At 62.2% G+C, this 26,748-nt stretch carries 23 protein-coding genes and 2 pseudogenes; 11 read left to right on the top strand and 14 right to left on the bottom strand.

Going from position 1 to position 26,748, the window contains the following annotated elements; all coding sequences use genetic code 11:
- Positions 1-301 precede the first annotated feature (301 nt).
- Positions 302-1,207, top strand: coding sequence for a LysR family transcriptional regulator (locus tag BOP93_RS12655; RefSeq protein WP_104502891.1), 906 nt, complete (start codon positions 302-304; stop codon positions 1,205-1,207).
- 1 nt (position 1,208) lies between these two features.
- Here the strand turns inward: BOP93_RS12655 and BOP93_RS12650 are convergent, their stop codons facing one another.
- The 3 genes from BOP93_RS12650 to BOP93_RS12640 form a co-directional block, all read right to left on the bottom strand.
- Positions 1,209-2,141, bottom strand: a complete 933-nt coding sequence (locus BOP93_RS12650; protein ID WP_104502890.1) for a cupin — start codon at positions 2,139-2,141, stop codon at positions 1,209-1,211.
- A gap of 156 nt (positions 2,142-2,297) precedes the next feature.
- On the bottom strand, positions 2,298-3,620 hold the full coding sequence (locus BOP93_RS12645) for an LLM class flavin-dependent oxidoreductase (protein WP_104502889.1): 1,323 nt from the start codon (positions 3,618-3,620) through the stop codon (positions 2,298-2,300).
- 23 nt (positions 3,621-3,643) lie between these two features.
- Positions 3,644-4,600 (bottom strand): ABC transporter substrate-binding protein, encoded by a 957-nt coding sequence (locus BOP93_RS12640; RefSeq protein ID WP_104502888.1) that lies wholly within the window; start codon positions 4,598-4,600, stop codon positions 3,644-3,646.
- Positions 4,601-4,890: 290 nt separating this feature from the next.
- On the opposite strand from BOP93_RS12640, the gene BOP93_RS12635 reads away from it, so the two are divergent.
- Positions 4,891-5,760, top strand: a complete 870-nt coding sequence (locus tag BOP93_RS12635) for an isocitrate lyase/PEP mutase family protein (RefSeq protein ID WP_104502887.1) — start codon at positions 4,891-4,893, stop codon at positions 5,758-5,760.
- Positions 5,761-5,821: 61 nt separating this feature from the next.
- On the opposite strand, the pseudogene BOP93_RS28190 reads toward BOP93_RS12635, so the two are convergent.
- Positions 5,822-6,298, bottom strand: a pseudogene (locus BOP93_RS28190) (methyl-accepting chemotaxis protein); the annotation flags it as partial.
- 111 nt (positions 6,299-6,409) lie between these two features.
- Positions 6,410-7,177 (bottom strand): annotated as a pseudogene (locus BOP93_RS28185) (PAS domain-containing protein); the annotation flags it as partial.
- A 182-nt stretch (positions 7,178-7,359) separates the two neighbouring features.
- Between BOP93_RS28185 and BOP93_RS12625 the strand changes: the two are divergent.
- Positions 7,360-7,740 (top strand): RidA family protein, encoded by a 381-nt coding sequence (locus BOP93_RS12625; RefSeq protein WP_065893125.1) that lies wholly within the window; start codon positions 7,360-7,362, stop codon positions 7,738-7,740.
- Between the two features lie 266 nt (positions 7,741-8,006).
- A complete protein-coding gene (locus tag BOP93_RS12620; protein WP_104502885.1) occupies positions 8,007-9,986 on the top strand; it encodes a peptidase U32 family protein in 1,980 nt (659 codons plus the stop codon).
- 58 nt (positions 9,987-10,044) lie between these two features.
- Here BOP93_RS12620 and BOP93_RS12615 read toward each other — a convergent pair whose 3' ends face one another.
- Complete coding sequence (locus BOP93_RS12615) at positions 10,045-10,968, bottom strand: DMT family transporter (protein ID WP_104502884.1); 924 nt, start codon at positions 10,966-10,968, stop codon at positions 10,045-10,047.
- A 109-nt stretch (positions 10,969-11,077) separates the two neighbouring features.
- On the opposite strand from BOP93_RS12615, the gene BOP93_RS12610 reads away from it, so the two are divergent.
- Complete coding sequence (locus BOP93_RS12610) at positions 11,078-11,518, top strand: Lrp/AsnC family transcriptional regulator (protein WP_065933141.1); 441 nt, start codon at positions 11,078-11,080, stop codon at positions 11,516-11,518.
- 663 nt (positions 11,519-12,181) lie between these two features.
- Here the strand turns inward: BOP93_RS12610 and xylB are convergent.
- The 5 genes from xylB to BOP93_RS12585 are packed head-to-tail and all read right to left on the bottom strand — an operon-like array spanning position 12,182 to position 18,151.
- The gene (gene xylB, locus BOP93_RS12605; RefSeq protein WP_104502883.1) at positions 12,182-13,642 is read right to left on the bottom strand and encodes a xylulokinase; all 1,461 of its coding nucleotides are present in this window, start codon (positions 13,640-13,642) and stop codon (positions 12,182-12,184) included.
- 16 nt (positions 13,643-13,658) lie between these two features.
- A complete protein-coding gene (locus BOP93_RS12600; RefSeq protein WP_104502882.1) occupies positions 13,659-14,651 on the bottom strand; it encodes a LacI family DNA-binding transcriptional regulator in 993 nt (330 codons plus the stop codon).
- A 25-nt stretch (positions 14,652-14,676) separates the two neighbouring features.
- A complete protein-coding gene (locus BOP93_RS12595) occupies positions 14,677-15,609 on the bottom strand; it encodes an ABC transporter substrate-binding protein (RefSeq protein WP_104502881.1) in 933 nt (310 codons plus the stop codon).
- 36 nt (positions 15,610-15,645) lie between these two features.
- Positions 15,646-16,626, bottom strand: coding sequence for an ABC transporter permease subunit (locus BOP93_RS12590; RefSeq protein WP_065888130.1), 981 nt, complete (start codon positions 16,624-16,626; stop codon positions 15,646-15,648).
- Complete coding sequence (locus BOP93_RS12585) at positions 16,619-18,151, bottom strand: sugar ABC transporter ATP-binding protein (RefSeq protein ID WP_104502880.1); 1,533 nt, start codon at positions 18,149-18,151, stop codon at positions 16,619-16,621. The genes BOP93_RS12590 and BOP93_RS12585 overlap by 8 nt, the downstream gene beginning before the upstream one ends.
- Positions 18,152-18,466: 315 nt before the next feature.
- Between BOP93_RS12585 and BOP93_RS12580 the strand changes: the two genes are divergently transcribed.
- From BOP93_RS12580 to BOP93_RS12565, 4 genes are all read left to right on the top strand, one after another.
- The gene (locus tag BOP93_RS12580; RefSeq protein ID WP_065893130.1) at positions 18,467-19,807 is read left to right on the top strand and encodes a sensor histidine kinase; all 1,341 of its coding nucleotides are present in this window, start codon (positions 18,467-18,469) and stop codon (positions 19,805-19,807) included.
- Positions 19,792-20,175 (top strand): response regulator, encoded by a 384-nt coding sequence (locus BOP93_RS12575; protein WP_104502879.1) that lies wholly within the window; start codon positions 19,792-19,794, stop codon positions 20,173-20,175. The genes BOP93_RS12580 and BOP93_RS12575 overlap by 16 nt, the downstream gene beginning before the upstream one ends.
- Positions 20,176-20,184: 9 nt before the next feature.
- Positions 20,185-21,432, top strand: a complete 1,248-nt coding sequence (locus BOP93_RS12570; protein WP_104502878.1) for an EAL domain-containing response regulator — start codon at positions 20,185-20,187, stop codon at positions 21,430-21,432.
- A gap of 109 nt (positions 21,433-21,541) precedes the next feature.
- A complete protein-coding gene (locus BOP93_RS12565; RefSeq protein ID WP_065937288.1) occupies positions 21,542-22,888 on the top strand; it encodes a cation:proton antiporter in 1,347 nt (448 codons plus the stop codon).
- Positions 22,889-22,909: 21 nt separating this feature from the next.
- Here BOP93_RS12565 and BOP93_RS27980 read toward each other — a convergent pair whose 3' ends face one another.
- From BOP93_RS27980 to BOP93_RS12555, 3 genes are all read right to left on the bottom strand, one after another.
- Complete coding sequence (locus tag BOP93_RS27980; RefSeq protein ID WP_257791312.1) at positions 22,910-23,044, bottom strand: hypothetical protein; 135 nt, start codon at positions 23,042-23,044, stop codon at positions 22,910-22,912.
- Between the two features lie 11 nt (positions 23,045-23,055).
- Positions 23,056-23,268, bottom strand: a complete 213-nt coding sequence (locus BOP93_RS12560; RefSeq protein WP_104502877.1) for a hypothetical protein — start codon at positions 23,266-23,268, stop codon at positions 23,056-23,058.
- A gap of 85 nt (positions 23,269-23,353) precedes the next feature.
- Positions 23,354-23,899 (bottom strand): hypothetical protein, encoded by a 546-nt coding sequence (locus BOP93_RS12555; RefSeq protein ID WP_104505279.1) that lies wholly within the window; start codon positions 23,897-23,899, stop codon positions 23,354-23,356.
- A gap of 428 nt (positions 23,900-24,327) precedes the next feature.
- Here BOP93_RS12555 and BOP93_RS12550 point away from each other — a divergent pair, with 428 nt between their 5' ends.
- Positions 24,328-25,737, top strand: coding sequence for a circularly permuted type 2 ATP-grasp protein (locus BOP93_RS12550; RefSeq protein WP_104502876.1), 1,410 nt, complete (start codon positions 24,328-24,330; stop codon positions 25,735-25,737).
- 2 nt (positions 25,738-25,739) lie between these two features.
- Positions 25,740-26,690, top strand: coding sequence for an alpha-E domain-containing protein (locus BOP93_RS12545; protein WP_104502875.1), 951 nt, complete (start codon positions 25,740-25,742; stop codon positions 26,688-26,690).
- The last annotated feature ends 58 nt before the right edge of the window (positions 26,691-26,748 follow it).

Genomic DNA, 26,748 nt, shown 5'->3' with positions numbered 1-26,748 from the left:
TGCGGCGAATCAGGGCTGTCGATCACACTGGCGGTTCATCGTGAAACGCTCAGTGCGTCAAGTTCCGGGAGTCTAGGTTGGGTCATCAGGCTGTCAAGGCGGGGGCAGCGTGCGGTGCAACAGGTCTTTGCGCCCGGCAGATGTCGCGCATGGCGCCTAAGCTCATGTAAAACCACGGGCTTCTGCGCTGGAGAAATCCGAGCAGATCGCCGATAGTGGCACTTTGGAATACCGCCTATGCCGAAATGATTGGTGCACGACCCTGCGAGCTCCGTTTCCCTGCCCACCACGGAGGCCACACTTGGACTATTTCGCCGCCCTGACCGCCTTCGTCGAAGCCGCCGAAGGCAACAACTTTTCCCGCGCCGCCGAGCGCCTGGGCATCAAGGCCTCCACCGTTTCACGCTACGTGAAGGACCTTGAGCAGGACCTGGGCATCGCGCTGTTCAATCGTTCCACACGCACCCTGTACTTGACCGAAGGCGGCCAGACGTTCCTGACGCACGCCCGCCGAGTGCTCGATGAACTGGAACACGCCAAGGCGGCGACGTCGGCGCTGAACCAACACCCGCGCGGGTTATTGAAGCTCAACCTGCCGCCGGCCTTTGCCCGTCATCATATCCTTCCGGCCTTGAACGACTTTCGCCTGCGCTACCCGCAAATCAGCGTTGAGCTGGTGCTGGATAACGCCCAGGTCAACCTGATTCATGCCGGCGTCGATCTGGCCATCCGCATCGGCCTGCTGGCCGACTCCACCTTGAAAGCGCGCAAACTCTGCGACGGCCACTACCGCCTGGTGGTCAGCCCGGCATTCGCCCTGCAGCACCCGCCGCCTTCGACGCCCACCGATCTTGCCGGTGTGCCTGCGGTACTGGGTACAAGTGCCGTGAGCGATATGACCTTTGTCCACGACGACCGAACATCGTCGTTGGTACATGGCGATTGCATCCGGATCAATGACCTGGACGCGCAACTGATCGCCGCGCGCCAGGGATTGGGCTTTGCGCTGTTGCCGGACTGGCTGGTGGCGCGCAGTCTCAAGGCCGGCGAGCTGGTGGTGTGGCTGCCGCAGTGGCGCATCCAGGGCGTCGAGCAGGCGTTTGCCGTGTGGTTCGTCTACCCGCCCAAGCGCATCGTGTCGTCCAAGGTCCGGTGCTTTATCGACTTTATCGTTGAACGCCTGGGCGAGACACCGGACTGGACCTGACTCAACTGAAGCGAATATCCAGGGCGCGCAGGTAGGTTTGCAGCCCTGCGTCCTGGATCGGGATCAGGAACGCTTCGGTGTCGGATTCGTTGAAGTGCGCATGCCAATACCCGGGCGGCGTCACGAAGGCGAGGCCGGGCGTCCAGTCGACCCGCACCGGGTTGCGAATCTGCCCGCCCGGCTCCAGCTCCGTTCCCACCAGGGAGTAGCAACCCGGCGGGCAATCAATGATGAAATCCAGGGCAATCGACTGATGCCGATGGGGCTTTTGCACCGAGCCGGCCGGCAGAATTCCATACATCGCCCACAGCACATGGGTCACGGTGCGGGTCTGGGGGAAGTTGCGGTTACCCAGCAGGATACTGATGCGACTGCGATCCTGGGCGCGCGGATCATCGGCCGCTTCACGCAACTTGGCGTTGGCCAGTGCCGCCGGGTACAGGGTCGGGGTGAATCGATCGGCGTTGGCTGCAACGCCCAGGTAACGCAGCAGCGGTTCATCGTGCACATAGTAGAGACGCGCATCCTCGCTGGCGCTGAACTGCGCCGCCTGCAAGCCGGGCAGCGCGATAAAGCAGCCCTTTGACCATTCAATCGAGAACTGGCCCTGAACCACCCGGCCCTCCCCGGCGATCACGTAGAACACCTGCGAAGTGGCGTTGGACCGCAGGTTGAGCGTATCGCCGCGATTAAGCCGCATGAAGTTCGCGCACAGCCCCGGACCGGTCGCCGGGCCTTCACAACCCAGGGCGTCGCTGAGGTCCAGCGGTACCACGCGCGACGGGCCGCTGTCGTACAGCGAGGCGGGAAAGCTGTGGTAGGGAATGCGCGGGATGAGATTGGCGCTGATGGGATTGGCCGCCTTGCTGTACTCGAAGTATTCGGCGTCCACTTGGTTGACAGCGCTCAGGGCGGGATCGAATTCACGGTTCATCAGGCTCACCTCAGTCCGGGGCTGGTTGCGCAGCACGGTTGAATGCTGCGCGGATGACTCGACTATAGGCGTGGCGCGCCCACGGATTAATCCCTGGATCCGCACAGCAGTTATGCCAAATGGGGCGGTGACTGTTGCGCGTTCACTGCACCTGACTTAACGCCGCGCAAACGGCGCAATGTCCAACCCCAGACTTTCGCGCAACGTCGTCCCTTCATACGCGGTCCGGTAAACGCCGCGCTCCTGCAGCAACGGTATGACCTCCCGGGTAAATCGAGCAAATTGCTCGGGGTGGCCGATGTAGATATTGAACCCATCCACGGCGCGGGCCTGCAGCCAATCCGCCATTTTCTGCGCAACCGTGTCGGCCGTGCCTGTGAAGGCTCCCGGACGCAGTTGCCGACCAAACTCCACCGCCTGGCGCAGTGTGAAGCCTTTCTCGCGGGCCTGGTCGGCAATGCGCTTGGCAGCGGTGAAAAAGCTGCTGCGCGCAGCTTCCAGGCTTTCTTGAGGAAATGGCGCATCGAGGTCGTACTGGCTGAAGTCATGCCAGCCGAAATTACGCCCGAACTCTTTCAGTGCCAGCTCGAAACTATGGTCGACCTGATGATAATGCTGCTCGATTTCGCGGGCGTGTGCATCGGTGTCGCCGACATACACCTCGGCCCCCGGCATGATCAACAGCTGTTCCGGGTCACGGCCTGAGGCCACTGCCCTGCCCTTTATATCCCGGTAAAACGCCTGGCCCTGCTCGATGCTGGCGGCATGGGTGAAGATGACGTCGGCTGTCGCGGCGCCCAGGTCGCGGCCTTGCTGGGAGTCCCCGGCCTGGAATATCACCGGCTGGCCCTGGGGTGAGCGCTGGATATTCAGCGGGCCGACCACTGAAAAGTGTTCACCCTGATGATTGAGGCTGTGCAGTTTACTCGGGTCGAGAAATTGCCCGGTGGCACGGTCGCGCACGAAGGCGTCGTCCTCGTAGGAGTTCCACAGCCCTTGCACCACCTGCACGTGCTCGGCTGCGCGGCTGTAGCGCGTGGTGTAGTCGTAATGCTCGTCACGGCTGTAATTGCCGGCGGTGCCGGCGTCGCCGCTGGTCACCACGTTCCAGCCGGCCCGGCCTTTGCTGATCAAGTCCAGGGAGGCCAGGCGCCGCGCAACGTTATAGGGCGCGTTGTACGAAGTCGTCAGCGTACCGACCAGGCCGATATGCCGCGTGCTGACGGCCAGTGCCGACAACAACGTCAGCGGCTCCAGGCGATTGAGGTAATGGGACGGCGAGCCCGGGGTGATGAATTGGCTGTCGACGATGAAGATCAAGTCGAACAGCGCCGCCTCGGCCTGACGTGCGATATCGATATACCAGTCGATGTTGACGCTGGCGTCGGCGGGCAGTTGCGGATCCAGCCACAGGTTGTGGCGGCCCGGCCCACCGCTGCCCATGGTCAAGGCGCCCAGTTTGAGCTGTCGTTGGGTCATGTCTGAGGAAGTCCTTGGGGTAGTCAGGGCTGTGTTTGCGCGACGGCCGGCTGCAGGGCCGCGCTGAAGGAGGGGTCGAACAGGCTGGCGGCCGGGAACGACTTGACCAGGCCCTGGCTGGCGAAAAAGTCCAGGGTCTTCTGCGCTTCAACGGGCGCCTGGGCGTTCAGCGGTTCGACGGTGGTACGCGCCCGGGCAAACCAGACGCGCGCGATATCAGCGTCGGCGCGGGTGCGTTTGGCCCAGGCGTCGGCGTAGGCATTGGTGTTGGCCGGGCTCTGCCGTGCCCAGTCGCGGGCTTTTTTCAGGCGCTGAAGAAAGTCGCTGATGGGCGCACGCTTGCTCTCGACCGCCTTGGCGTTGGCGGCGATAAAACTCTGCGCCGGAATCAACCCCTCGGCCGTTGCCAGTACCCGCGCACCTTGGCGTTCCTGCTGGGTGACATAGGGTTCCCAGGTGGCGATGACGTCGACCGAACCGCCCTCCAGCGCATGGGATGCGTCCAGTGCACTGAGGTAGCGCAACTCCAGTGAGCCCGGGGCGACGCCGGCCTCGTCTAATGCGCTCAGCAGCAGTTGCTGGCTCCACGAACCTTTCCAGATGGCGGCGCGTTTGCCGGCAAGGTCCGCCAGGCTGTGGATCGGCGAATCCTGCTTCACCAGAATGGCCACGCCCGCCAGGTTTTGCCGGCTGACGGCAATCACCTTGATCGGCGCGCCCAATGCGCCCAGGAACAACACAGGCGCATCGCCGAGCAGGCCGATATCCAGGCTGCCGACATTGAGCGCTTCGGCCACCGGCGATCCGGCGGTAAATTGCTTCCATTCCAGTGTGTAGGGCAGGTCCTCGAGCACTCCCGCCGCCTCCATCGCAGCCTGGGCGTTGTAGCTCTGATCGCCCACCACCAGCGTTTGCGCGTGGGCGCTCAGGCAGATCAATGCGGTAGCCAGCCCGGCCGCCATTTTTGTCAGGTAACGCACGTTCGTCTCCAGATGCCGTGTGAGGCACGTCAGGGCGATCCGCGCGTGCGGTCTCGGTGATAGTCGTGGGGCTACGATGAGGTTATAAGAGCGCGCTGTAAAATATCTTTAGCGCATAACCTAATTCTGTAAAATGCAGATATTGCATTTTAACCACGCATCCCGGTTGCCCCATCCGTCTGTGCTGAACGCTCAAACGTCATAAACCCCTGCCCGTCGCCGTGGTAATCTCGCACCACCACGAATAGACATTGATCGTCACTTGACGATGACCAAAGCCAGGAAAGAACATGCCCAAGATTTCTCACTCAGCGCTGCGCCGCAACTTCCGTGAACTGCTTGCCAAGCCTATCTGTGTCGAAACCGCCTCGGTTTTCGACCCCATGTCCGCGCGTATCGCGGCTGACCTGGGCTTTGAGGTCGGTATCCTCGGCGGCTCCGTCGCCTCCCTGCAGGTACTGGCGGCACCCGACTTTGCGTTGATTACCCTGAGTGAGTTCGTCGAGCAGGCCACCCGTATCGGCCGTGTCGCACAGTTGCCGTTCATTGCCGACGCCGACCACGGCTACGGCAACGCCCTCAACGTGATGCGCACGGTTGAAGAACTGGAACGCGCCGGCGTTGCGGCGCTGACCATCGAAGACACCCTGCTGCCTGCGCAGTTCGGGCGTAAGTCCACGGATCTGATCTCCGTCGAGGAAGGCATCGGCAAGGTCAAGGCGGCCCTCGAAGCGCGGGTCGACCCTGAACTGTCGATCATTGCGCGCACCAATGCCGGTGTACTGCCCACCGAAGACGTGATCGCCCGCACCCAGGCCTATGAAAAGGCCGGCGCCGACGGGATCTGCATGGTCGGCGTCAAAGACTTCGACCACCTGGAAAAAATCGCCGAAAACCTTAAGGTCCCGCTGATGCTGGTGACCTACGGCAACCCGCAGTTGCATGACAGTGAACGCCTGGCGAGTCTTGGCGTGCGCATCGTGGTGGCCGGGCATGGCGCCTACTTTGCCGCGATCAAGGCCACTTACGACAGCCTGCGCGCGCAACGCCAGCTCACCCACAGCACGTCGAACCTCAGTGCCACGGAGTTGACCCACACCTACACATTGCCGGAAAGCTATGTGGCGTGGGCTGAAGAATTCATGGATGTGAAAGAGTAACGACCGCGCCGGTGCTGGTCCTGGCGATCAGCACCGGGGGCGCGCTGCTAATGGATCGGCGTTATCCGACCCAACCCACTGCGGCCTTGGGAATAACTTCCGACTCGTCCAGTTTGGACGCAAACATGCTCACCGCCTGCACCGCATCACTGGTGCTGGTGCGGATCTGCAAAATCACCGATCCGGCCTGATCGGCCAGGTTCACGCCGCGCTGCGCGCCTTCCTGGGTGGCGTTCATGCTGCTCACGGCATCCCGGGTTTCGGTCAGGATCATGCCGATCATCTCAGCGATTTCCGCGGTGGAGCGGCTGGTACGCCCCGCCAGTTGCCGGACCTCATCGGCCACCACCGCAAAGCCGCGTCCCTGATCACCGGCGCGTGCAGCCTCGATGGCCGCGTTTAGCGCCAACAGGTTGGTCTGGTCGGCAATCCCGCGAATGGTGTTGACGATCGCGGTGATCTGCTCGGAGCGATCGCCCAACTGCCCTACCAGCCGCGCCGAGGCGCCGATATTATCGGCAATGCGGCGCATCTCGGTGGCAGTGTCCTGGATGACCTGAGTGCCGTGCTCGGCAAAGCGTTCGGTCTCCGATGAAATATGATATGCCCGCGACGCTCCCCGCGAGTCCTCCTCGAACTTCTCGACGCGCTCGGTGATATCGCTGGCGAACTTGACGATCTTGATCAACTTGCCGTCGCCGTCGTAGACCGGGTTGTAACTGGCCTCCAGCCACACGACCCGGCCGTGTTTGCCGAGTCGTTTGAACTGACCGGTGAAAAACTCACCGTTGTTCAAACGTCGCCAGAAATCGGCGTATTCACTGCTGTTGATCAGGCTCGGCTCGCAAAACAAACGGTGGTGCTTGCCTTTGAGTTCCGCCAGCGAATAGCCCATCACCTGCTGGAAGTTGGCATTGGCGTCCAGTACCTGGCCGCTCAAATCGAACTCGATGACCGCCATCGCCCGGTCCAGTGCGGCGAGTTTGCTGCGGGTGGCGGCTTCCTGCTCGACCTTGGCGGTGACATCCAGCGCGTATTTGACCACCTTCAGCACCTGCCCGCGCTCATCCAACAGCGGGTTATAGCTGGCCTCCAGCCAAATGGTCGCGCCGCTGCTATGCATGCGTTTGAAGGTGCCGGAGACAAACTTGCCGGCGCGCAGGTCGCTCCACAACTGAGCGTAGGCCGGGCTGCCGGTGAGGGCGGGAAAGCAAAAATCGCGATGGGTCTTACCGGCCAATTGGTCGCGGGTATAGCCCAGGGTATTCAGAAAGTTATCGTTGGCACGCAACACCTTGCCGTTGAGATCGAACTCGACGACGGCCATGGAGCGTTCGAGTGCAGCAATCAGTCCTTTGTACTCATCGACTTCGACCGTCCTGGCCGCCAGTTCTTGTTTGAGTTTCGTGTTGAACATGATGTTGCCCTCAGCGTGCAGAGAATCAGTCTCTAACACGCTATCGGCGCGGCTTTGAGCGACTTTACCTCGCGCAGGATTTTCTTTTTTGACGTCAAAAAACTACTGACGGCTACCGTGACCCGCAGGTCCTCAATGGGTAGACTGCGCGGCAACGTTTACGCCCTACGCGAGAGGTTTTCATGGCAAACCACGATCTGCAGTTCACCCCTGATCCGGATGCAGGGTCCATCTCATCCGACGTGATCGGTTTCAACGGCATCCTGGTGTCCACCCAGATCCCGACCCACGCCGACGGCAGCCTGGAACTGGGCGATATCACGGCGCAAAGCGAATGCACCCTGCAAGCCCTGAAAGTCGCCCTGGAAAAAGCCGGCAGCTCCATGGACCGGGTGATGCACCTGACCATCTACCTCACCGACATGGCTGACCGCGCTGCGTTCAACGACGTGTACACGCGCTTTTTCGCCAAGCCCTGGCCGGTACGAGCTGCGGTGGGCGTTGCCGAACTGGCGGTCAAAGGCATGCGGGTTGAAGTCACCGCGATGGCCGCCAAGGCCTGATACCCGGGGATACTGTTGATCGTTCCCACGCTCTGCGTGGGAATGCCGCCTGGGATGCTCCGCGTCCCGCCAACAAAATGTGGGAGGGGGCTTGCCCCCGATGGGGGTGTTTCAGCTGAACAGTTTTCGACTGACGCACCGCTATCGGGGGCAAGCCCCCTCCCACATTGGTGACATGCTGCCCTCACAGCCCTGTGGTAGATGCCGCTCAGGCATTTCACAGCTACAATGCGCGCCTCGACCGTGACAAGCCTGACTAAAAAACTATGTCCTTGCCCAAGCATCACCTGGAATTGCTCAGCCCTGCCCGCGACGTGGCCATCGCGCGCGAGGCTATCTTGCATGGCGCCGACGCCATTTATATCGGCGGGCCGAGCTTCGGCGCCCGTCATAACGCGTGTAACGAGGTGAGCGATATCGCTCAACTGGTGGAATTCGCCCGCCGTTACCATGCCCGCGTGTTCACCACCCTCAACACTATCCTGCATGACAACGAACTGGAGCCGGCCCGCAAGCTGATCCACCAGCTCTATGACGCCGGTGTGGACGCGCTGATCGTGCAAGACCTGGGCGTGATGGAGCTGGATATTCCGCCCATCGAGCTGCACGCCAGCACCCAGACCGATATTCGCACCCTGGGCCGGGCAAAGTTTCTCGACCAGGCCGGTTTCTCGCAGTTGGTGCTCGCCCGCGAGCTGAACCTGCAAGAGATCCGCGCCATCGCCGATGAGACCGACGCCGCCATCGAGTTCTTCATCCATGGCGCCCTGTGCGTGGCGTTCTCCGGGCAGTGCAATATCTCCCACGCGCAGAACGGCCGCAGCGCCAACCGCGGCGACTGCTCCCAGGCGTGCCGCCTGCCGTACACCTTGAAAGACGATCAGGGCCGCGTCGTTGCCTTTGAAAAACACCTGCTGTCGATGAAGGACAACAACCAGAGCGCCAACCTGCACGCGCTGGTCGAAGCCGGCGTGCGTTCGTTCAAGATCGAAGGCCGCTACAAGGACATGGGCTATGTGAAGAACATCACCGCCTACTACCGCCAGCGTCTGGACGAAATCCTCGAAGACCGCCCGGACCTGGCTCGCGCTTCCAGCGGGCGTACCGCGCACTTCTTCCTGCCCGATCCGGAAAAAACCTTCCACCGTGGCAGTACCGACTACTTTGTCAGCGACCGCAAGATCGACATCGGTGCCTTCGATACCCCAACCTTCACCGGCCTGCCGGTGGGTGTGGTGGAAAAAGCCGGCAAGCGCGATTTGCAAGTGGTCACCCACGAGCCGCTGTCCAACGGCGACGGTCTCAATGTGCTGGTCAAGCGTGAAGTGGTGGGGTTTCGTGCCAACATCGCAGAACCCAAGGGCGAATTCGAGGAAGACGGCGAGAAGCGCTACCGCTACCGCGTCGAACCCAACGAAATGCCAGCCGGCCTGCATCAGTTGCGCCCCAACCACCCGCTCAACCGCAACCTGGACCATAACTGGCAACAGGCACTGCTCAAGACCTCGGCCGAACGCCGTATCGGCCTGTCCTGGGTGGCGCGCCTGCGTGAAGCACAGTTGGACGTCACCGCCACCAGCGAAGAAGGCATCAGCGCCAGTGTCGCCCTGCCCGGCCCGTTCGGCGTGGCCAACAAGCCGGAACAGGCCCTGGACACCCTGCGCGACCTGCTGGGCCAGCTCGGCACCACCGAGTACCACGCCACCCGCATCGAGCTGGACGCGCCGCAGGCGTTCTTCATCCCCAACTCGCAACTCAAGGCGCTGCGCCGTGAAGTGATCGAGGCACTGACCGCCGCTCGCGTGGCCGCACACCCACGTGGCGGGCGCAAGGCCGAGACCACGCCGCCGCCGGTGTACCCGGATGCGCACCTGTCGTTCCTGGCCAACGTCTACAACCAGAAAGCCCGCGACTTCTACCACCGTCACGGGGTGAAGCTGATCGATGCGGCCTTCGAAGCCCATGAAGAAACCGGCGAAGTGCCGGTGATGATCACCAAGCACTGCCTGCGGTTCTCGTTCAACCTGTGCCCCAAACAGGCCAAGGGTGTGACGGGCGTGAAAACCAAGGTGGCGCCGATGCAGTTGATCCATGGCGACGAGGTCCTGACGCTGAAGTTCGACTGCAAACCGTGCGAGATGCACGTGGTCGGCAAGATCAAGGGGCACATCCTCGGATTGCCGCAGCCGGGCAGCGCCGTCGAGCATTTCAACCCGGAAAACATCATCTTTCAGGGCACGCACTGACCCTCTGTAGGAGCGAGCTTGCTCGCGAAAAACGTTAACGATAACGCAGCGCATCGGGTTAACACGCGGCGTCCTTACGTTCTTCGCGAGCAAGCTCGCTCCTACTGAGGTTACGGGGCCACCACCAGCCCCGCTGCAACCCCGCCGCCGCCAGCAGAATCGCCGCCACACCCAGCCACTGCAGCCACCCCAGGCGATGCCCGAACGCGATCCAGTCGACGAAAATCGCCGCAATCGGGTAGATGAACGACAACGCGCCGGTCATTGCGGTCGGCAGCTTCTGTATCGCCCCGTACAACAACACATACATCAACCCCGTGTGCACCAGACCCAGGGTCGCCAGCGCCGCCCAGGCATCGGTCGACGCGGGCAAACGGTCCCAGGGCACCAGCGGTGCCAGCAGCACGGCACCGGTGGTCACCTGGATCAACGCCATCAAATGCGGCGGCACCGCCTTGAGCCGCTTGATGATCAACGCGGCAACCGCGTACAAAAAAGCCGCGCCCAGGGCCAGTGCGACGCCTGCCAGATAGTCGCCGCCGCTCGGCTGCGCCCCGTGGGCCGTGACAATGGCCAACATGCCCAGAAACGCCACGCTCAGCCAGGTGATTTTGCGCAGGGTGATCGGCTCACCGAGAAACACCGCCGCCAGTATCACCAAGATGAACGGTTGCACGTTGTACACCGCCGTACTGATAGCGATGGAAGCGCGCGAGTAGGATTCGAACAGCAGCAACCAGTTGCCGACAATAGCCACGCCACTGAGCACGGCCAGCCCGAACCTGGCCCAACTGAGCAGGTCCAGCCTCAGGTAACCGAGCCAGGCGCACACCAGCAACAACGCCAGCGCACCGATAACGCAGCGCCAGAACACCACCTCAATCACCGATACGCCGGACACCAGCACAAACCAGCCGATGGTGCCGGAAATCAGCATGGCGGCGATCATTCCCCACATTCCGCGACGGACAGCGGTATCCATAATTGACGCTCCTCAAGTGAGGCTCAATTATGGCAATCTGACACATAGCCGCTCCAGCGAATAAAAAAGGCCGCAGCCCAGAATCACCTTCATTTATTAGGCAAAACCCATGATTGATACCATCGACCAGCAACTGATCGCCGCTTTGATGGATGACTCACGCCTGTCCCTCAAGGCCCTGGCCGGCATCACCGGGCTGTCTTCGCCGAGTGTCGGCGAACGCTTGCGCCGCCTGGAGGAACGCGGCGTGCTGACCCACTACACCGTCGACATCGACCCCAAACACTTTGGTTACCTGCTGCAAGCCATCGTGCGCATCCGTCCCCTGCCCGGCAAGTTGCAGGAAGTGGAACGCCAGATCCAGGCGATTCCCGAATTCACTGAATGCGACAAAGTTACCGGCGAAGACTGCTTCATCGCCCGCCTGCATGTGCGCACCATGGATCAGTTGGACAGCCTGTTGGACCGAATCAACGGGTACGCCGAAACCAACACCGCCATCGTCAAGAAAACCCCGGTGAAGCGGCGGTTGCCGCCGTTGAACGACTGACCGACAGCACACCGCACAAACCTGTGGGAGGGGGCTTGCCACGATAGCGGAGTGTCAATCAGCACATCGGCGACTGACACACTGCCATCGGGGGCAAGCCCCCTCCCACAGTAAATTGCGCTATGGCTCCGGACCTGGGGCGCTGCAGATGGCAGTCTCACAGCCGACAGCTATCTAACTGATGCGCTGCGATCCAAATGTGGGAGGGGGCTTGCCCCCGATGGCGGAGTGTCAATCAGCACATCGGCGACTGACACACTGCCATCGGGAGCAAGCCCCCTCCCACAGTAAATTGCGCTATGGCTCCGGACCTGTGGCGCTGCTGCTGGCAGTCTCACAGCCGACAGCTATCTAACTGATGCGCTGCGATCCAAATGTGGGAGGGGGCTTGCTCCCGATGGCGGAGTGTCAATCAGCACATCGGCGACTGACACACTGCTATCGGGGGCAAGCCCCCTCCCACAGTAAATTGCGCTATGGCTCCGGACCTGTGGCGCTGCTGCTGGCAGTCTCACAGCCGACAGCTATCTAACTGATGCGCTGCGATCCAAATGTGGGAGGGGCTTGCTCCCGATGGCAGTGTGTCAGTCAGCACATCGGAGACTGACACACTGCCATCGGGAGCAAGCCCCCTCCCACATTAGTTCTGCTCCAGTCGTGGATTCAGTCTTGAAGGGCTTTCGCTGCAGCAAGCAACCCCTGGAACTTGCGATAGCGCGCCGCCAACACCGGCTGCTGCCGCTCATCAGGCACATACCGCATCTTCACCGGCATACCCGCCGCCAGCAGATCCGCGCCCTGCCCGATGGCCATGAATCCCAGCTTCGCCGCCCCGATGCACGCACTCAATTCGCTGCCGTGCAGCGTAAAGACTTCCCTTTGCAGAATATTCGCCAGCAGCTGCGCCCAATACTCACTGCGCGCCCCTCCGCCTACGAGCGCAAAGGACTTGACCTCGGCACCGGTCGACTGCACCGCGCGCCAGGCGTCGAGCAGGCCGAAACCCACGCCTTCCATCACCGCGTAGCCGAGCATCGCCGGCGTGCAGTCGTGGCCGAGGCCCATGAAGCCGCCGCGCAGCAAGGGGTCGTTATGGGGCGTGCGCTCGCCCGCCAGGTACGGCAGGAACAACGGTGTGGACAACGGTACCCCCTGCTCGATGGGCAATTGCGCCTGCACCTGGTCCAACAGCGTTTGCTCATCCGACAGGCCCGTCAGGCGCGTTACCCAGCGCAGGCAACTGGCGCCGGCCAGCATCGCGCCCATGGTGTACCAGCGCTCGGGCAGCGCATGGCAGAAGCTGTGCACCGCACTGGACGGGTTGCCGGCGGCGTGGTCGGTAATCGCGACAATCGCCGCGCTGGTGCCCAGGGTGATAAAGCCGTCTCCGACATCGATCGCACCGATACCGACCGCCGCCACCGGGTTATCCCCGCCGCCACCGGCGATGACCACCTGCGCCGACAACCCGAGCCCGACCGCCGTTACACAGGCACTCGCGCTGCCGCCTTCCACCAGCCTGGGCATTTGCGCAGGCGCCAGGCCGGTGGCGCGCAGCATCGGGGTAAACCATTCACGCTGCGCCACATTCAGCCACAGGGTGCCGGCGGCATCCGACATCTCGCTGATGCGCTCGCCACACAGGCGCAGTCGCAGGTAATCCTTGGGCGACAGCACGCAGTCAATTGCCTTGAACACTTCAGGCTCATGCCGTTGCAACCATAGGAGCTTGGGTGCAGTCAGCCCGGCCATGGGCAAACTGCCGGTGACGTCGGCAAACTTCGGCCCCAGCTGTTCGGCTTCGGCGACCGCACGGGAGTCGTCCCACAGGATGGCCGGATACAACACGCGGTTGTCATCCCCGAGTAGAACCGCTCCGTGCATCTGCCCGGACAGCCCGATACAGGCCACACGGGCAAACGCTGCATGCTGACGCAATTGGTCCAAGGCCTGTAGGCAGGCCTGCCACCAGTCTTCAGGTGCCTGTTCGGACCAACCGCTGTGGCGCCGCGACACAATCAAGCGCACGCCGGCGTGGGCCAGCACGGCACCGCCGGTGTCCATGAGGATGGCCTTGAGTTCAGAGGTGCCAAGATCAATACCGAGGGAAACAGGACCGTTCATACGTGGGTAATTCCAATCAATCACAGCCGCAGGAATTGCGTAATTGCAGGGTCGGCGCCAGTCGTACACTCTGGGGCGGCGAGCCGGGAGAAGCCATGCGTTGCAGCAATAAGTCCACCGCACGTGCGCCGAGGGCCTGGACCGGCTGTGCGATCAGGCTCAGGCGCGGCAGGAAAAAATCCGCCCATTCGAAATCATCGAACCCGACCAGGGCCATTTGCTCCGGCACGTCGATGTGGGCGTCACGCAGGGCCTGCATGGCGCCCAGGGTCATCAGGTTGTTGCCGGCCATGATGGCGGTCGGCGGCGCGGCCAGGCTCAGCAACTGCACGGTGGCCTGGCGTGCCGGCTCGGTGTTGGAGCCGCCATTGACCAGCAACTGCGGATCGAACCCCAGCCCCGCCGCCTGCAACGCGGCCTGGTAACCCGCCACCCGCTCATCGGTGGTACTGAACCCCGTGCGCCCGGCGATGAAGCCGATGCGGCGGTGCCCATGGGCAATCAGGTGCGCGATCAGCGCCTGGGTGGCCTGGCGGTTCTCCACCCCAACCTGATCGAACTGCTCACTCATCATGCGATCCACCAGCACCGCGGGAATTGCATTGGCGCGCAGATAATCCAGGGCCAGCGAGCCGTTCGACGGCGCCAGCACAATGCCGTCGACCCGCCGCTGATGCAGCGCGGTGACCACCCGCAATTCCTGCTCCGGGTCGTCGTGGGTGTCGACAAACAGCATCATGTAGCCATGCCTGGCGCACGCGGTTTCAATCGCGTGCACCGTCTCGCTGAAATAATGGTTGGACAGCGCCGAGATCGCCACGCCAATCGTATTGGTGCTCGACCGCGCCAGTGAACGCGCCAGGGTGTTGGGCGCGTAGCCCAGCACCTGGATCGCCTGCTGCACTGCCTGCACCGTGGCCGGGCTGACCTTGCGCGTACCGTTGAGCACATGGGACACCGTCGACGTCGACACCCGGGCCCTGCGTGCCACGTCATCCATGGTGACCATGGCGCTATCCCCTCGGGTCAAGACTTCAGTGTTTGCTCGACCAGCCGCTGTAGCTGCCCACGTTGTCGCGGGTGATCAGCTTGGGCGTGAGCAAGGTCACCGCTTGCGCGGGGGCTTTGTCGTTGAGCAGGTCATTGCCCACATCCACGGCGGTCTGGGCCATGGCCCACGGGTCCTGGCTGGCTGAGGCCTGGATCTGGGTGTCGGTCTTCAGCGCGTTTTCGATATCCGGCGCGCCGTCCACCGAGGTGATAATGATGCCGCTGCGCTTAAGTTGCTTGGCCGCCAGGTCGCTGCCAATGGCTTGCGGGTCGTTGATCGCGAACAGCCCGTCGATTTTCGGGAAGCGCGTGAGGTAACCCTGCATCGCGTTCAAGCCGCCTTCACGCGAGCCCTTGGCATCCTGGTCATCCGACAGCAGCTTGATATCCGGCGCGGTGGCCAGTGCGGCCTTGCAGCCTTTGACGCGGTCGGTTACGGCGGTCACTTGCGGGCCGTTCTGGATAATCACATTGCCTTTGCCCGAGAGTTTATCCACCAGGTATTGGCAGGCCAGCTTGCCGGCTTCGACGTTGTCGGTCTGCACCGTGGCGTTCACGCCCTTGGCATCCACATCCACCGCTACCACGACAATCCCGGCATCCCGCGCTTTCTTGATCGCCGAGGCCATGGCGGACGGGTCGACGGCATTGATCAGGATCAGGTCGACCTTGGAGGAAATAAAGTTGTCGATCTGCGAAAACTGCTTGCTCAAATCATAGTCGGCCGACACAGAAGTGACCTTGACGTTGGGGTTCAGCGCCTTGGCCCGCGCCGTGGCGCCATCGGCCAGCGTGACGAAATACGGGTTGCCCAGCGAGCCCATGCTGATGCCCAGGGCCTTGAGTTCACGGGCTTGCACGGCCTGGGACATCAGGGCAGCCAAGGCAATCAGCGGGAAAATACGTTTGACGTTCATGCGGGTCTCTCTCTTGTGATTGTTGTAGGAGCCAACTCAGGTACGCGCGCCGGACTGGCGATAGCGATCCAGCGCCACCGCGCCGATGATCACGATGCCCTTGATGATGTACTGCCAGATATCCGACACCCCCAGCAGCACCAGGCCATTGGTGAGCACCGCAATGATCAGCGCGCCGATCAGGGTGCCGCCGATGGTGCCGACGCCGCCGGTAAAGCTGGTGCCACCGAGAATCACGGCGGCAATCGCATCCAGTTCATAGGACTGCCCCAGTTGCAGGCCATTGGCGGCGAACAGGCGCGAGGCGCTCATCACCGCGCCGAGCCCGGCCAGCGCGCCGGACATGGCGTAGACGAACAACAGCACCTTCCACACCTTGATCCCCGACAATCGCGCCGCTTCCGGGTTGCCGCCCACCGAATAGATCTGCACGCCCATCACCGTGCGGCGCAGGATGAACCACGACAGCGCCACCACCGCCACGGCAATCACCACCAGCCAGGGCACACCGAGGATCGAGTCATTGCCGATAAAGGCAAACGGCAAGTCGGGGTTGAACACGGTCTTGTCGTCGGCCAAAAGCCTTGCCAGGCCACGCATGGCGGTGAGCGCGCCGAGGGTGACGATGAACGGCGGCAACCGCATGAAGGCGATCAACCCACCGTTGACCAAGCCCAGCAACAGGCCAAAACCAATCCCGGCGGCGATGCCGAACATGCCGAACTGCGGCGACATCGACGCCTGCAACGCCACCACCGCCGACGCCGCCAGGATCGCGCCCACCGACAGGTCGATGCCCGCCGTGAGGATCACGAAGGTCATGCCGGCCGCCAGCACCACATTCACCGAGGCCTGCTGGGTGATGATCGACAGGTTCTGCAGGGTCATGAAGTTCTCGCTGGCCAGGGCGAAGCCCACCAGCAGCAACACCAGCACCGGCAACATGCCCACCGTGCGCATCAGCTCACGCACGCGTTCGGCCTTGCCCACGGTTGTTGCGCTATTGAATTCAGCCATTGGCAGCCACCTGATCGCCACCGGTGGCGAGGTCGATAATACGTTCCTGGGAGATGACGTGACCGGAGGCCCCGCCGACTTCAGCCACCAACTGGCCTTCGCGCATGATCAGCACACGGTCGCAGGTGCCGATGATTTCCGGCAGCTCGCTGGAGATCACCACGATGCCGACACCGGCCTGGGCCAATTGATTGATGATGCGGTAAATCTCGGATTTGGAGCCGATGTCCACGCCACGGGTGGGCTCATCCAGAATCAGCACATGGGGCTTGACCTCCAGCAGCCGCGCCAGCAACACCTTCTGCTGGTTGCCGCCGGACAGCGCGCCCACAGTGACCTTGCCCGAGGCCACGCGAATCGACAGCGACTTGATCGCGTCATTGGCGCGCTGTGCGCCATGGGCGCGATCGAGCACGCCACCGGCTCGCGCATCCGGCACGCAGGCGCACACATTGATGTTGTCGGCCACGCTCATGTCCAGGAACAGGCCCTGGGCCTTGCGGTCTTCGGTGAGGTACACCACGCCGGCACCAATGGCGTCTGCCGGGGTGCGCAGGTGCGTCACCGTCTTGCCCACCACTTCCAGGGTGCCGCTGGTGCGCGGGTCGGCGCCGAAGATCAGCCGCGCCAGCTCCGTGCGCCCTGCCCCCACCAGCCCGGCAATGCCCAGCACTTCACCGGCATGCAGATCGAAACTGCAGTGGCGCACGCGCTTGCCATCGGCCATATCGCGCACGCGCATCACCACGTTGCCGGGGTTATAGGCAGCGTGTTCCTTTTTGTAGAAGCCTGACAGGTCGCGACCCACCATCATTTTCACCAGCACATCGGCCGACAGCGCCGCGCGGGTCAACTCGCCGATATATTGGCCGTCGCGCAGCACCGAGACGCGGTCCGACAGCTCGTAGATTTCGGCCATGCGATGGCTGATGTAGATGATTGCCAGGCCCTGGCTGCGCAGTTGTTTGATCAGCGCGAACAGACGGTCGGTTTCACGGGAGGACAGCGGCGTGGTCGGTTCGTCCATCACCAGGATCCTGGCGTGGGCATGCAGGGCACGGGCGATTTCGACCAACTGGCGCTCGGCAATCGACAGGCTGCTGACCTGGGTGGCGCCGGTGAATTCGGCGCCCAGGCGTTGCAGCACCTCCACGCAACCGGCCTGCATGCCCTTGCGGTCGATGGTCCAGCCTCGGCGCAGTTCGCGGCCCAGGTAGATATTCTCGGCCACGCTCAGGTTCGGGCATAGGCTCAGTTCCTGGTAGATCACGGCGATGCCCAGGGCCTTGGCGGTAGCGGGAGTGAAGCTGGCGACGGGTTGGCCGTCGATGCGGATAACGCCGCCGGGATCGGCTTGGTAGGCGCCGGAGAGGACTTTCATCAGCGTGGACTTGCCGGCGCCGTTCTCCCCCATCAAGGCGTGAATTTCGCCGGGGTAGACCTTCAGGCCGACACTTTTGAGCACGCGCAAACCGTTGAAGGTTTTGCTGATGCCCTGCATCTCAAGCAAGGGTTCGAGGCTCATGGATGAGCTCCTGGATTTATTGTTTTTGTTGTCGAGTGCTGCCGACTCTAGTTTAGATACATTTGCTTACGCAAGCGCTTGCGTTGCCAATTATCCGCAAGGTGAAACGTTTCATCAGCGAAAAAACACGTAAATCATTGAAATGCGGACGCTATTGCGTCAAAAGGCCGGCCTCGGCCATCAAAACGCCATAATCTCTGCTATTGTCCAACAAACTCATGTCCTCATCGTCGCGTTCGCGCGGTCTTCTGTGAACATGTTCTGCGCCATCGCCCTGTGCCGATGGCAGGCCTGACGTTCACGGATTACCTGGCAATGGACACCCCCCTACCCGACCCGCCCCAATCACGCGCCGAAAAAATCGTCGAGTTCAAGCGCCAGAAAACCTTGCTCAAGACCGGCGCGCTGCAGGATGCGATCTTCAACAGCGCCTATTTCTCCAGCATCGCCACTGACGAAAAAGGCGTGATCCAGATCTTCAACGTCGGCGCCGAACGCATGCTCGGCTACGCCGCCGCCGATGTGCTCAACCGCATCACCCCCGCCGACATCTCCGACCCGGCCGAACTGATTACCCGCGCCGCCGCTCTGAGCCTGGAGCTCGATACGCCGATCACGCCGGGGTTCGAAGCCCTGGTCTTCAAGGCCTCCCGCGGCATCGAAGACATCTACGAGCTGACCTACATCCGCAAGGACGGCAGTCGCTTGTCGGCCATGGTCTCGGTAACGGCGCTGCGCAATCGGCATGACACGATCATCGGTTACCTGCTGATCGGCACCGACAACACCGCGCGCAAGCAGGAAGAAGCCGAGCGCAAAGGCTTCGAACGCGCCCTGGAAGAAAAGAACCTGGAGTTGGAGCATGCCAACCACATGAAGTCGGAATTTCTCGCCACCATGTCCCATGAACTGCGCACACCGCTGAACGCGGTGATCGGTTTTTCCGAAGCGCTCAAGGACGGGCTGGTGGGCGACATGAGCGAGATCCAGCGCGAATACATCGGCGATATCTTCACCAGCGGCCAGCATCTGCTGGCGTTGATCAACGACATCCTCGACCTGTCCAAGGTCGAGGCCGGGATGATGGACCTCGAACTGGAACCCGTGGAACTGGCCGGCCTGTTGGCCAACAGCCTGTTGATCGTGCGTGAAAAGGCCGCCCTGCAGCGCATCCAGTTGACGCTGGACAACCCGCAGGATTTTGGCTGGCTGCAACTGGACCTGCGCAAGACCAAGCAGATCGTCTACAACCTGCTGGCCAATGCGGTGAAGTTCAGTGAGCACGGCAGCACCGTGACCCTGGTGGTGCGTGAAGTCGGGCGTGACCAGGTCGGCCGGGTCCCCGGCGATTGGCCGGTGCAGGGTTTTGCCCTGCCGCCCGGCAGCCACCCGGCATTCCTCGAGCTGAGCGTGAGCGACACCGGTATCGGCATCGCCCCGGATGACATGGGCAAGTTGTTCAAGGCCTTCAGCCAGATCGACAGCAGCCTGGCGCGCAAATTCGAAGGCACCGGCCTGGGGCTGGCGATGGTCAAGCAATTGACCGAGCTGCACGGCGGCAGCGTGGCCGTGGCCAGCCGCGAAGGCCTGGGCGCGCGTTTCGTGGTGTGGCTGCCGCTGCACCGCATTCCGGAGGCCGCATGGCCGATATCCTGATCATCGAAGACAACGAAGCGAATATGCGCCTGGCGCGCCTGCTGCTGGTCAGCGCCGGGCACAACGTGCAGTGGGCGGCGGATGCCGAAAGCGGGCTGACCCTGGCCCGCGTACAACAACCGGCGCTGATTCTGATGGACATCCAGTTGCCAGGCATGGACGGCCTGGCCGCGACCCGCTTGCTCAAGCAAGACCCGCTCACCGCGCACATCCCGGTGATCGCCCTTACCGCCATGGCCATGAAGGAAGATCGGGAAAAAACCCGCCTGGCCGGTTGCGACGCTTACGTCACCAAGCCCCTGCGCTACAAGGAGCTGTACCAGGTGATCGACACGCTGCTGAACCCGACCATCACACCTCTCGCATGAGTCCTCTCCATGGCCAGCTCACCCGCAACCCTATTGATCGTCGACGATGAACCCCAGGTCCGCAAACTCCTGGAAACCCTGCTGCAACATGAGGGTTACCAGACCCTGAGCGCGAGCAACGGTGAAGAGGCTTTGCAACTGGTGGCGCAGCAGCCGCCCGACCTGATCCTGCTGGACATCATGATGCCTGGCATGGACGGCTACGAAGTGGCCACCCAGCTCAAGGGCAACCCCGTCACGGCGAATATCCCGATCATCATGCTGTCGGCCTTGAGCGAATCCAGCGCGCGGGTCAGCGGCCTGGAAACCGGCGCCGAGGAGTTCATCAGCAAGCCGGTCGAACGCGTCGAGCTGTGGCTGCGGGTGCGCAACCTGCTGCGACTCAAGGCCCATGGCGATGAGCTCAAGCAACACAGCCTGAGGCTGGAGCAGCAATTGCAACAGCGCGGCGGCGATCACGCCCAGATGAACGTGCACGACCTGGCCCGGCAAGACCTGGAGAACGACCTGCGCCAGGCGGTCGAACAACACGCGTTTGCCCTGCACTACCAGCCCAAGGTCGAACTGGCCAACGGCGAAGTCTGCGGCCTGGAAGTCTTGCTGCGCTGGGATCGGCCAGGCTACGGCGCGGTATCGCCGGCGGTGTTCGTGCCGATCCTGGAAAACCTCGGCCTGATCGTGCCCGTGGGACGCTGCGTAATTGAGAGCGTGTGCCAACAGATCGCCGCCTGGCAATTGAACGGCCTCGGTGCGATTGAAGTGTCGGTCAACGTCTCGGGGCATCAGTTGATCGAGGGCGACCTGATTGCCGATATCGAGCACATCCTGGTCGAAACCGGGGTTGACGCCCACTGGCTGGAGGTGGAACTCACCGAAGGCTCGCTGATGGAAAACACCGAACACACCATCGCCGCCCTGCAACGCCTGCGCGCCATGGGCGTGAAGATCGCCATCGACGATTTCGGCACCGGTTATTCGAGCCTGGCGTACCTGCGTCGCTTCCCCATCGACACGCTGAAGATCGACATCGCGTTTATCCGCGAAGTCACCACCAACCCGCAGGATGCGGCAATTACCCGCACGATCATCGAACTGGCTCACAGCTTGAAGCTGCGCGTCGTGGCCGAAGGGGTGGAAACCCAGGCGCAGCTGGCCTTCCTGAAAGAGGCCGGCTGCGATCAGATCCAGGGCTATCTGTTCAGCCGACCCTTGCCGGTGGAGACCCTGGAGCGTTTGTTGCAGGATCGCATCAAATGAGCGTGAAACCGTCACCGGCTTGAGTGGCAACGCGATGCAATCACATTGAACCTGAACCCTGCCGCGGCCCTCAAAACCTGCACAAACCACGGCCCCCGGTGCTCGTTCGATGACATTTATTCTATGGTTGGCCGTACTGGGCGCCGTATTGCTGACCCTCGCCCTCACGTCCTCCTACCTGCGCTGGATGCCGGTGACCACCTCGGCGGTGTGCCTGCTGTTGGGCGTTGCCATCGGCCCGCTGGGTGTGGACCTGCTGGACCTGGACATCAAGGGCTCAGCCCGCTGGATGGAGCACCTGACTGAAGTCGCGGTGCTGTTTTCGCTGTTCGTCAGCGGCTTGAAACTGCGCCTGCCGCTCAGGCACCGCACCTGGCGCATCGCCTTTGGCATGGCCGGGCCGGTGATGCTGTTGACCATCTTCGGCGCCTGCCTGGCGCTGCATTACCTGTTCCAGCTGTCGTGGGGCGTGTCGCTGTTGGTGGGCGCGATGCTGGCGCCCACCGACCCGGTACTGGCCGGCCTGGTTCAGGTCAATAATGCCCAGGACTACGACCCGCTGCGTTTCGGCCTGTCCGGCGAAGCCGGCTTGAACGACGGCACCGCGTTTCCCTTTGTGATCTTCGGCCTGCTGTTCATGCAGCATGGCGGTTTCGATGGCGACTGGTTCGGTGGCTGGGTGCTGAAAAACCTGCTGTGGGCAGTGCCGGCCGGGCTGTTGACGGGTTACTGGATGGGGCGTGGCATCGGTCGTTTGACCTTGCGCCTGCGCCTGATCAATGCCGACAGCACCTTGTCACCCAATGACTACCTGACCCTGGCGCTGATCGCCCTGGCCTATGTCAGCGCTGAAGCCATCGGTGGCTATGGCTTCCTGTCGGTATTCGCGGCGGGCCTGGGGCTGCGCCAGGCCGAGTTCAAGTCCACCGGTTACGCCCAGACACCCGCCGAGCATCTGGCGCAACCGGTGGTGGGCCACCTGGAGATCGAGCCTGAACAGGCCCTGCATGGCGATGTGAGTCAATTGCAGGATACGCAAATCGCGGCCGGCGTAATGATGGGCGACATGCTCGCCTTCGGCAGCCTGGTGGAGCGTTCCATGGAAGTGTTCCTGGTGACCGTGCTGGGCATCGTGCTGGTCAGCCATTGGGATTGGCGCGCACTGGCGCTGGCCGCGCTGCTGTTTTGCGTAATTCGCCCGCTCAGCGTGTTCGCCATGCCGTGGGGCAGCCTGATGGACCGTCGCCAACGTAGCTTGGTCAGTTGGTTCGGCATTCGCGGAATCGGCAGCATCTACTACCTGTTCTATGCCCTCAACCACGGGCTGATCGGCACCAGCAGCGCCGTGGCGGTGAACCTTACGCTTTCGGTGATTGCGTTGAGCATCATGGTGCATGGCTTGAGCACCCAGCCGATGCTGGTGTGGTATGAACGGCGCACCGCGCAGAAACAGTGAATCCTGGGGCGCGCCGCCGGATCAGTTCTGATCTTCGGTATTGCCGACGTCCGCCGCTTCATCCAGATCGTTGAGCGGCACCTCGGCATCGTCCATCAATGAGCCCGGGTCTTCATTGCCCGGATCGTTGAGTTCTTCTTCCAGTTCTTTTGACATGACTGCCTCCTCTAACCGCCCTGGGTGTCGATATCGGCATCGGTTTCAGGCTTGTGCTCAGGCTCAGGCTTGAAGTCCGGACTGTAGTCGTTTTCCTTGGCCTTCGGGTCGGTTGTTGGCGTCGGATCCTTGGGGGCATCGGCGGCGGTGCCGGGAGCCGGCTCGCCAATGTCTATCGCTGGGTCATTGCGATCAGTGGTCTGGGGATCGTTATCTATCGTCATGGCACACCTCTTTGCAGGCCGGTGGGGAGTCTGTACCCCGTAAAGCTAAGGCGCTGCGTTGATGGGCGAAGTTCCGTTCGATTGCTCAGCGCAACGGGTTATCGACTTGGATGTAGAAGGCATAGAAGCCCAATACCAGCCAGAACCCCATGAACAACCAGGGTGCGCGCATGGAAAACAGCAGCGACTTGCGATAGCCCTTGTGGGTCGACTCCCTTTCGGAAAACAACGGCGATTCATCGTAGGCCATGCCCATCACCGGCTCACTGCGCAGCAACTCGCTTTGCTTGTAGTGCCAGTGATCGATGATCTCGTAGGCGGCGCGGATGCCCGGCCAGGCGTTGAGTGAGCTGAGAATACCCAAGGCGGCGAGAATCACCGGCACCACCAGGGTGAACAACTTGCCCCACTCCGGGTTCAGGTTGCCCATTCCGGAGACAAAGGCAATCACCAGGAATGACTGTGCTGTGAGGTAGGCGTCGGTGCGGTTGGCCAGGATGCTGGTTTCGTACTGGATCTCGCGACGATAAAAGTCGAGCCGGTCCTTGGGCGAACCGAAGATCTTGGCGTTGTGCTCGCTGTGATCGGTCAACGCCGCTTCCGGGGTGTTGGGCGAAATGATTCTGGGCACGATAGGGCTCCCTGCGGTTTCAAGGCTCATTAGAAGAAGCGGGCCGGGGCGAAGTTCAAGTTCGTCGCGCACCAAATCAGAGCACCCTGCGCCCCCCGTAGGAGCGAGCTTGCTCGCGAAGATCGTCAACGATGACGCGCCAATCTGCTTGAACCCATTGCTAATGCGCTCTTCGCGAGCAAGCTCGCTCCTACAGAGGATTTACCGGTAGTGACTGCGGTTTCCGGCACAGGCCTTGCTTAATCCATTCATCCGCCGGTAAACAGGAGCATTCGTTACCCCCCGACCCAGAGCCGACTCCATAAGAAAGTAAGGACCAGGCCTGTTGGCACCCTTAGCCACAGGCTCATAAGAAAAGCGTTTTTAGCGGCAGTGCCACCCAAGCAAGCTGCCAACCAAGCAAGGCTGGGCACTGACAAGGTACTGGAATGGCTCGATCTTTCTTCGATGAAATGAATGATGCAGACGGCGCCTGCCGTGCGCATTATCAGGATTTCTCCCGCTGGCTGGCCAATACGCCGCCGGAACTGCTGGCCCAGCGTCGCCGTGAAGCGGATTTGCTGTTCCACCGCGCCGGGATCACCTTCACCCTGTACGGCGACGAGCAAGACACCGAGCGCCTGATCCCCTTCGACATCATCCCGCGCAGTATTCCCGCCAGCGAATGGAGCGTGATCGAGCGCGGCTGCATCCAGCGGGTCACCGCGTTGAACATGTTTCTCGCCGATATCTACCACAACCAGCGCATCATCAAGGCCGGGATCATCCCGGCGGACCAGGTGCTGGGCAATGAGGGCTATCAGAAGTCGATGGTCGGGCTGGACCTGCACCGCGACATTTACTCGCACATCTCCGGCGTCGACCTGGTGCGCGACGGCGACGGCACCTACTATGTACTCGAAGACAACCTGCGCACCCCCAGCGGCGTCAGCTACATGCTCGAAGACCGCAAGATGATGATGCGCCTGTTCCCGGAAGTGTTCGCCAGGCAGCGCATCGCGCCAGTGGACCACTACCCCAACCTGCTGCTCAAGACCCTGAAAAGCGCCAGCCGCCTGGACAACCCCAACGTGGTGGTCCTTACCCCAGGGCGCTTCAACAGCGCCTTCTTCGAGCATGCCTTCCTGGCCCGGGAAATGGGCGTGGAGCTGGTGGAAGGCGCCGACCTGTTCGTGCACGAACTCAAGGTATTCATGCGCACCACCGACGGCCCCAAGGCGGTTGATGTGATCTACCGGCGCATCGATGACGCGTTTCTCGACCCGCAGGCGTTCAACCCCGACTCGATGCTCGGCGTGCCCGGCCTGGTGGCCGCCTATTGTGCGGGCAATGTGGTACTGGCCAACGCCATCGGCACCGGCGTGGCCGACGACAAGTCGATCTACCCCTATGTACCGGAAATGATCCGTTTCTATCTGGATGAAGAACCCATCCTGCAGAACGTGCCTACCTTCCAGTGCCGCAAGCCGGATGAACTGTCCCATGTGCTCGCCAACCTTGCGCACCTGGTGGTCAAGGAAACCCAGGGTTCGGGCGGCTACGGCATGCTGGTGGGCCCGGCGTCCACCGCTGCCGAGATCGAGGACTTTCGCCAGCGCATCAAGGCGCGGCCCCATGCCTACATCGCTCAACCGACCCTGAGCCTGTCCACCTGCCCGACCTTCGTCGAAAACGGCATCGCGCCGCGGCATATCGACCTGCGCCCGTTCGTTCTGTCAGGCAAGGAAACCCGCCTGGTGCCCGGCGGCCTGACCCGTGTAGCGCTCAAGGAAGGCTCGCTGATCGTCAACTCGTCGCAAGGCGGCGGAACCAAGGACACCTGGGTGGTGGAGGGCTGAGTATGTTGAGTAGAACCGCCGCAGATCTGTATTGGATGTCCCGCTATCTTGAGCGCGCCGAGAACCTGGCGCGCATGCTGGAAGTCAGTTATTCGCTGTCGTTGATGCCCCAGGCCGGGCGCAGCGATGGGCTCGATGAACTGGCGATGTCGCTGCTCTGCAGTGGCACCCTGGACAGTTACCTTGAGCGCCATCAGCAACTGGACGCCGAACGCATGCTGCACTTCTTCGCCCTGGATGAAGAAAACCCGGCCAGTATCTACAACTGCCTGCGCGCTGCCCGGGGCAATGCCCATGCGGTGCGCGGGCGCATCACTGCCGACATGTGGGAAAACCTCAACGCCACCTGGCTGGAAATGCGCAGCATTGCCGCGGGCGGCCTGGCGCGGCACGGCATCAGCCATTTCTGTGACTGGGTCAAGCAACGCTCGCACCTGTTTCGCGGTGCAACCTCCGGCACCATCATGCGCAATGACGCCTATCGATTCATTCGCCTGGGCACCTTCGTCGAACGTGCGGACAACACCCTGCGCCTGCTGGATGCGCGCTATGAGATGTTTGGTGAAGAGTCCGAAGAAGTCAGCGACGTGTCGGCACGCGGCTATTACCAGTGGAGCGCCCTGCTGCGCGCGCTGTCCTCGTTCGAAGCCTATACCGAGCTGTACCCGAATGCCTTGAACGCCCGCTCGGTGTCCGAGCTGCTGCTGTTGCGCAGCGACGTGCCGCGTTCACTGCATGCGTGCATCGAGGAACTGAGCCACATCCTCGCCGACCTGCCCGGCAGTTACGGCCGCACGGCGCAGCGCCTGGCGGCCGAATTCGAGGCACGCCTGCGCTACACCGGCATCGATGAGATTCTGGAAGACGGGCTGCACACCCGGCTGACCGACTTCATCGACACCGTGCGCGAACTGGCGCGGGCGATACAAAGCTCCTACCTGGAAGTGGTCTAAGCCCCAACACAGTACCAATGTGGGAGGGGGCTTGCCCCCGATAGCGGTGGGTCAGCTA

The organism is Pseudomonas orientalis, assembly GCF_002934065.1.
GTDB lineage: Bacteria > Pseudomonadota > Gammaproteobacteria > Pseudomonadales > Pseudomonadaceae > Aquipseudomonas > Aquipseudomonas orientalis_A.
The sequence above is the reverse complement of the archived record's forward strand: the minus strand, read 5'-3'. Positions and strand labels throughout refer to the sequence as shown.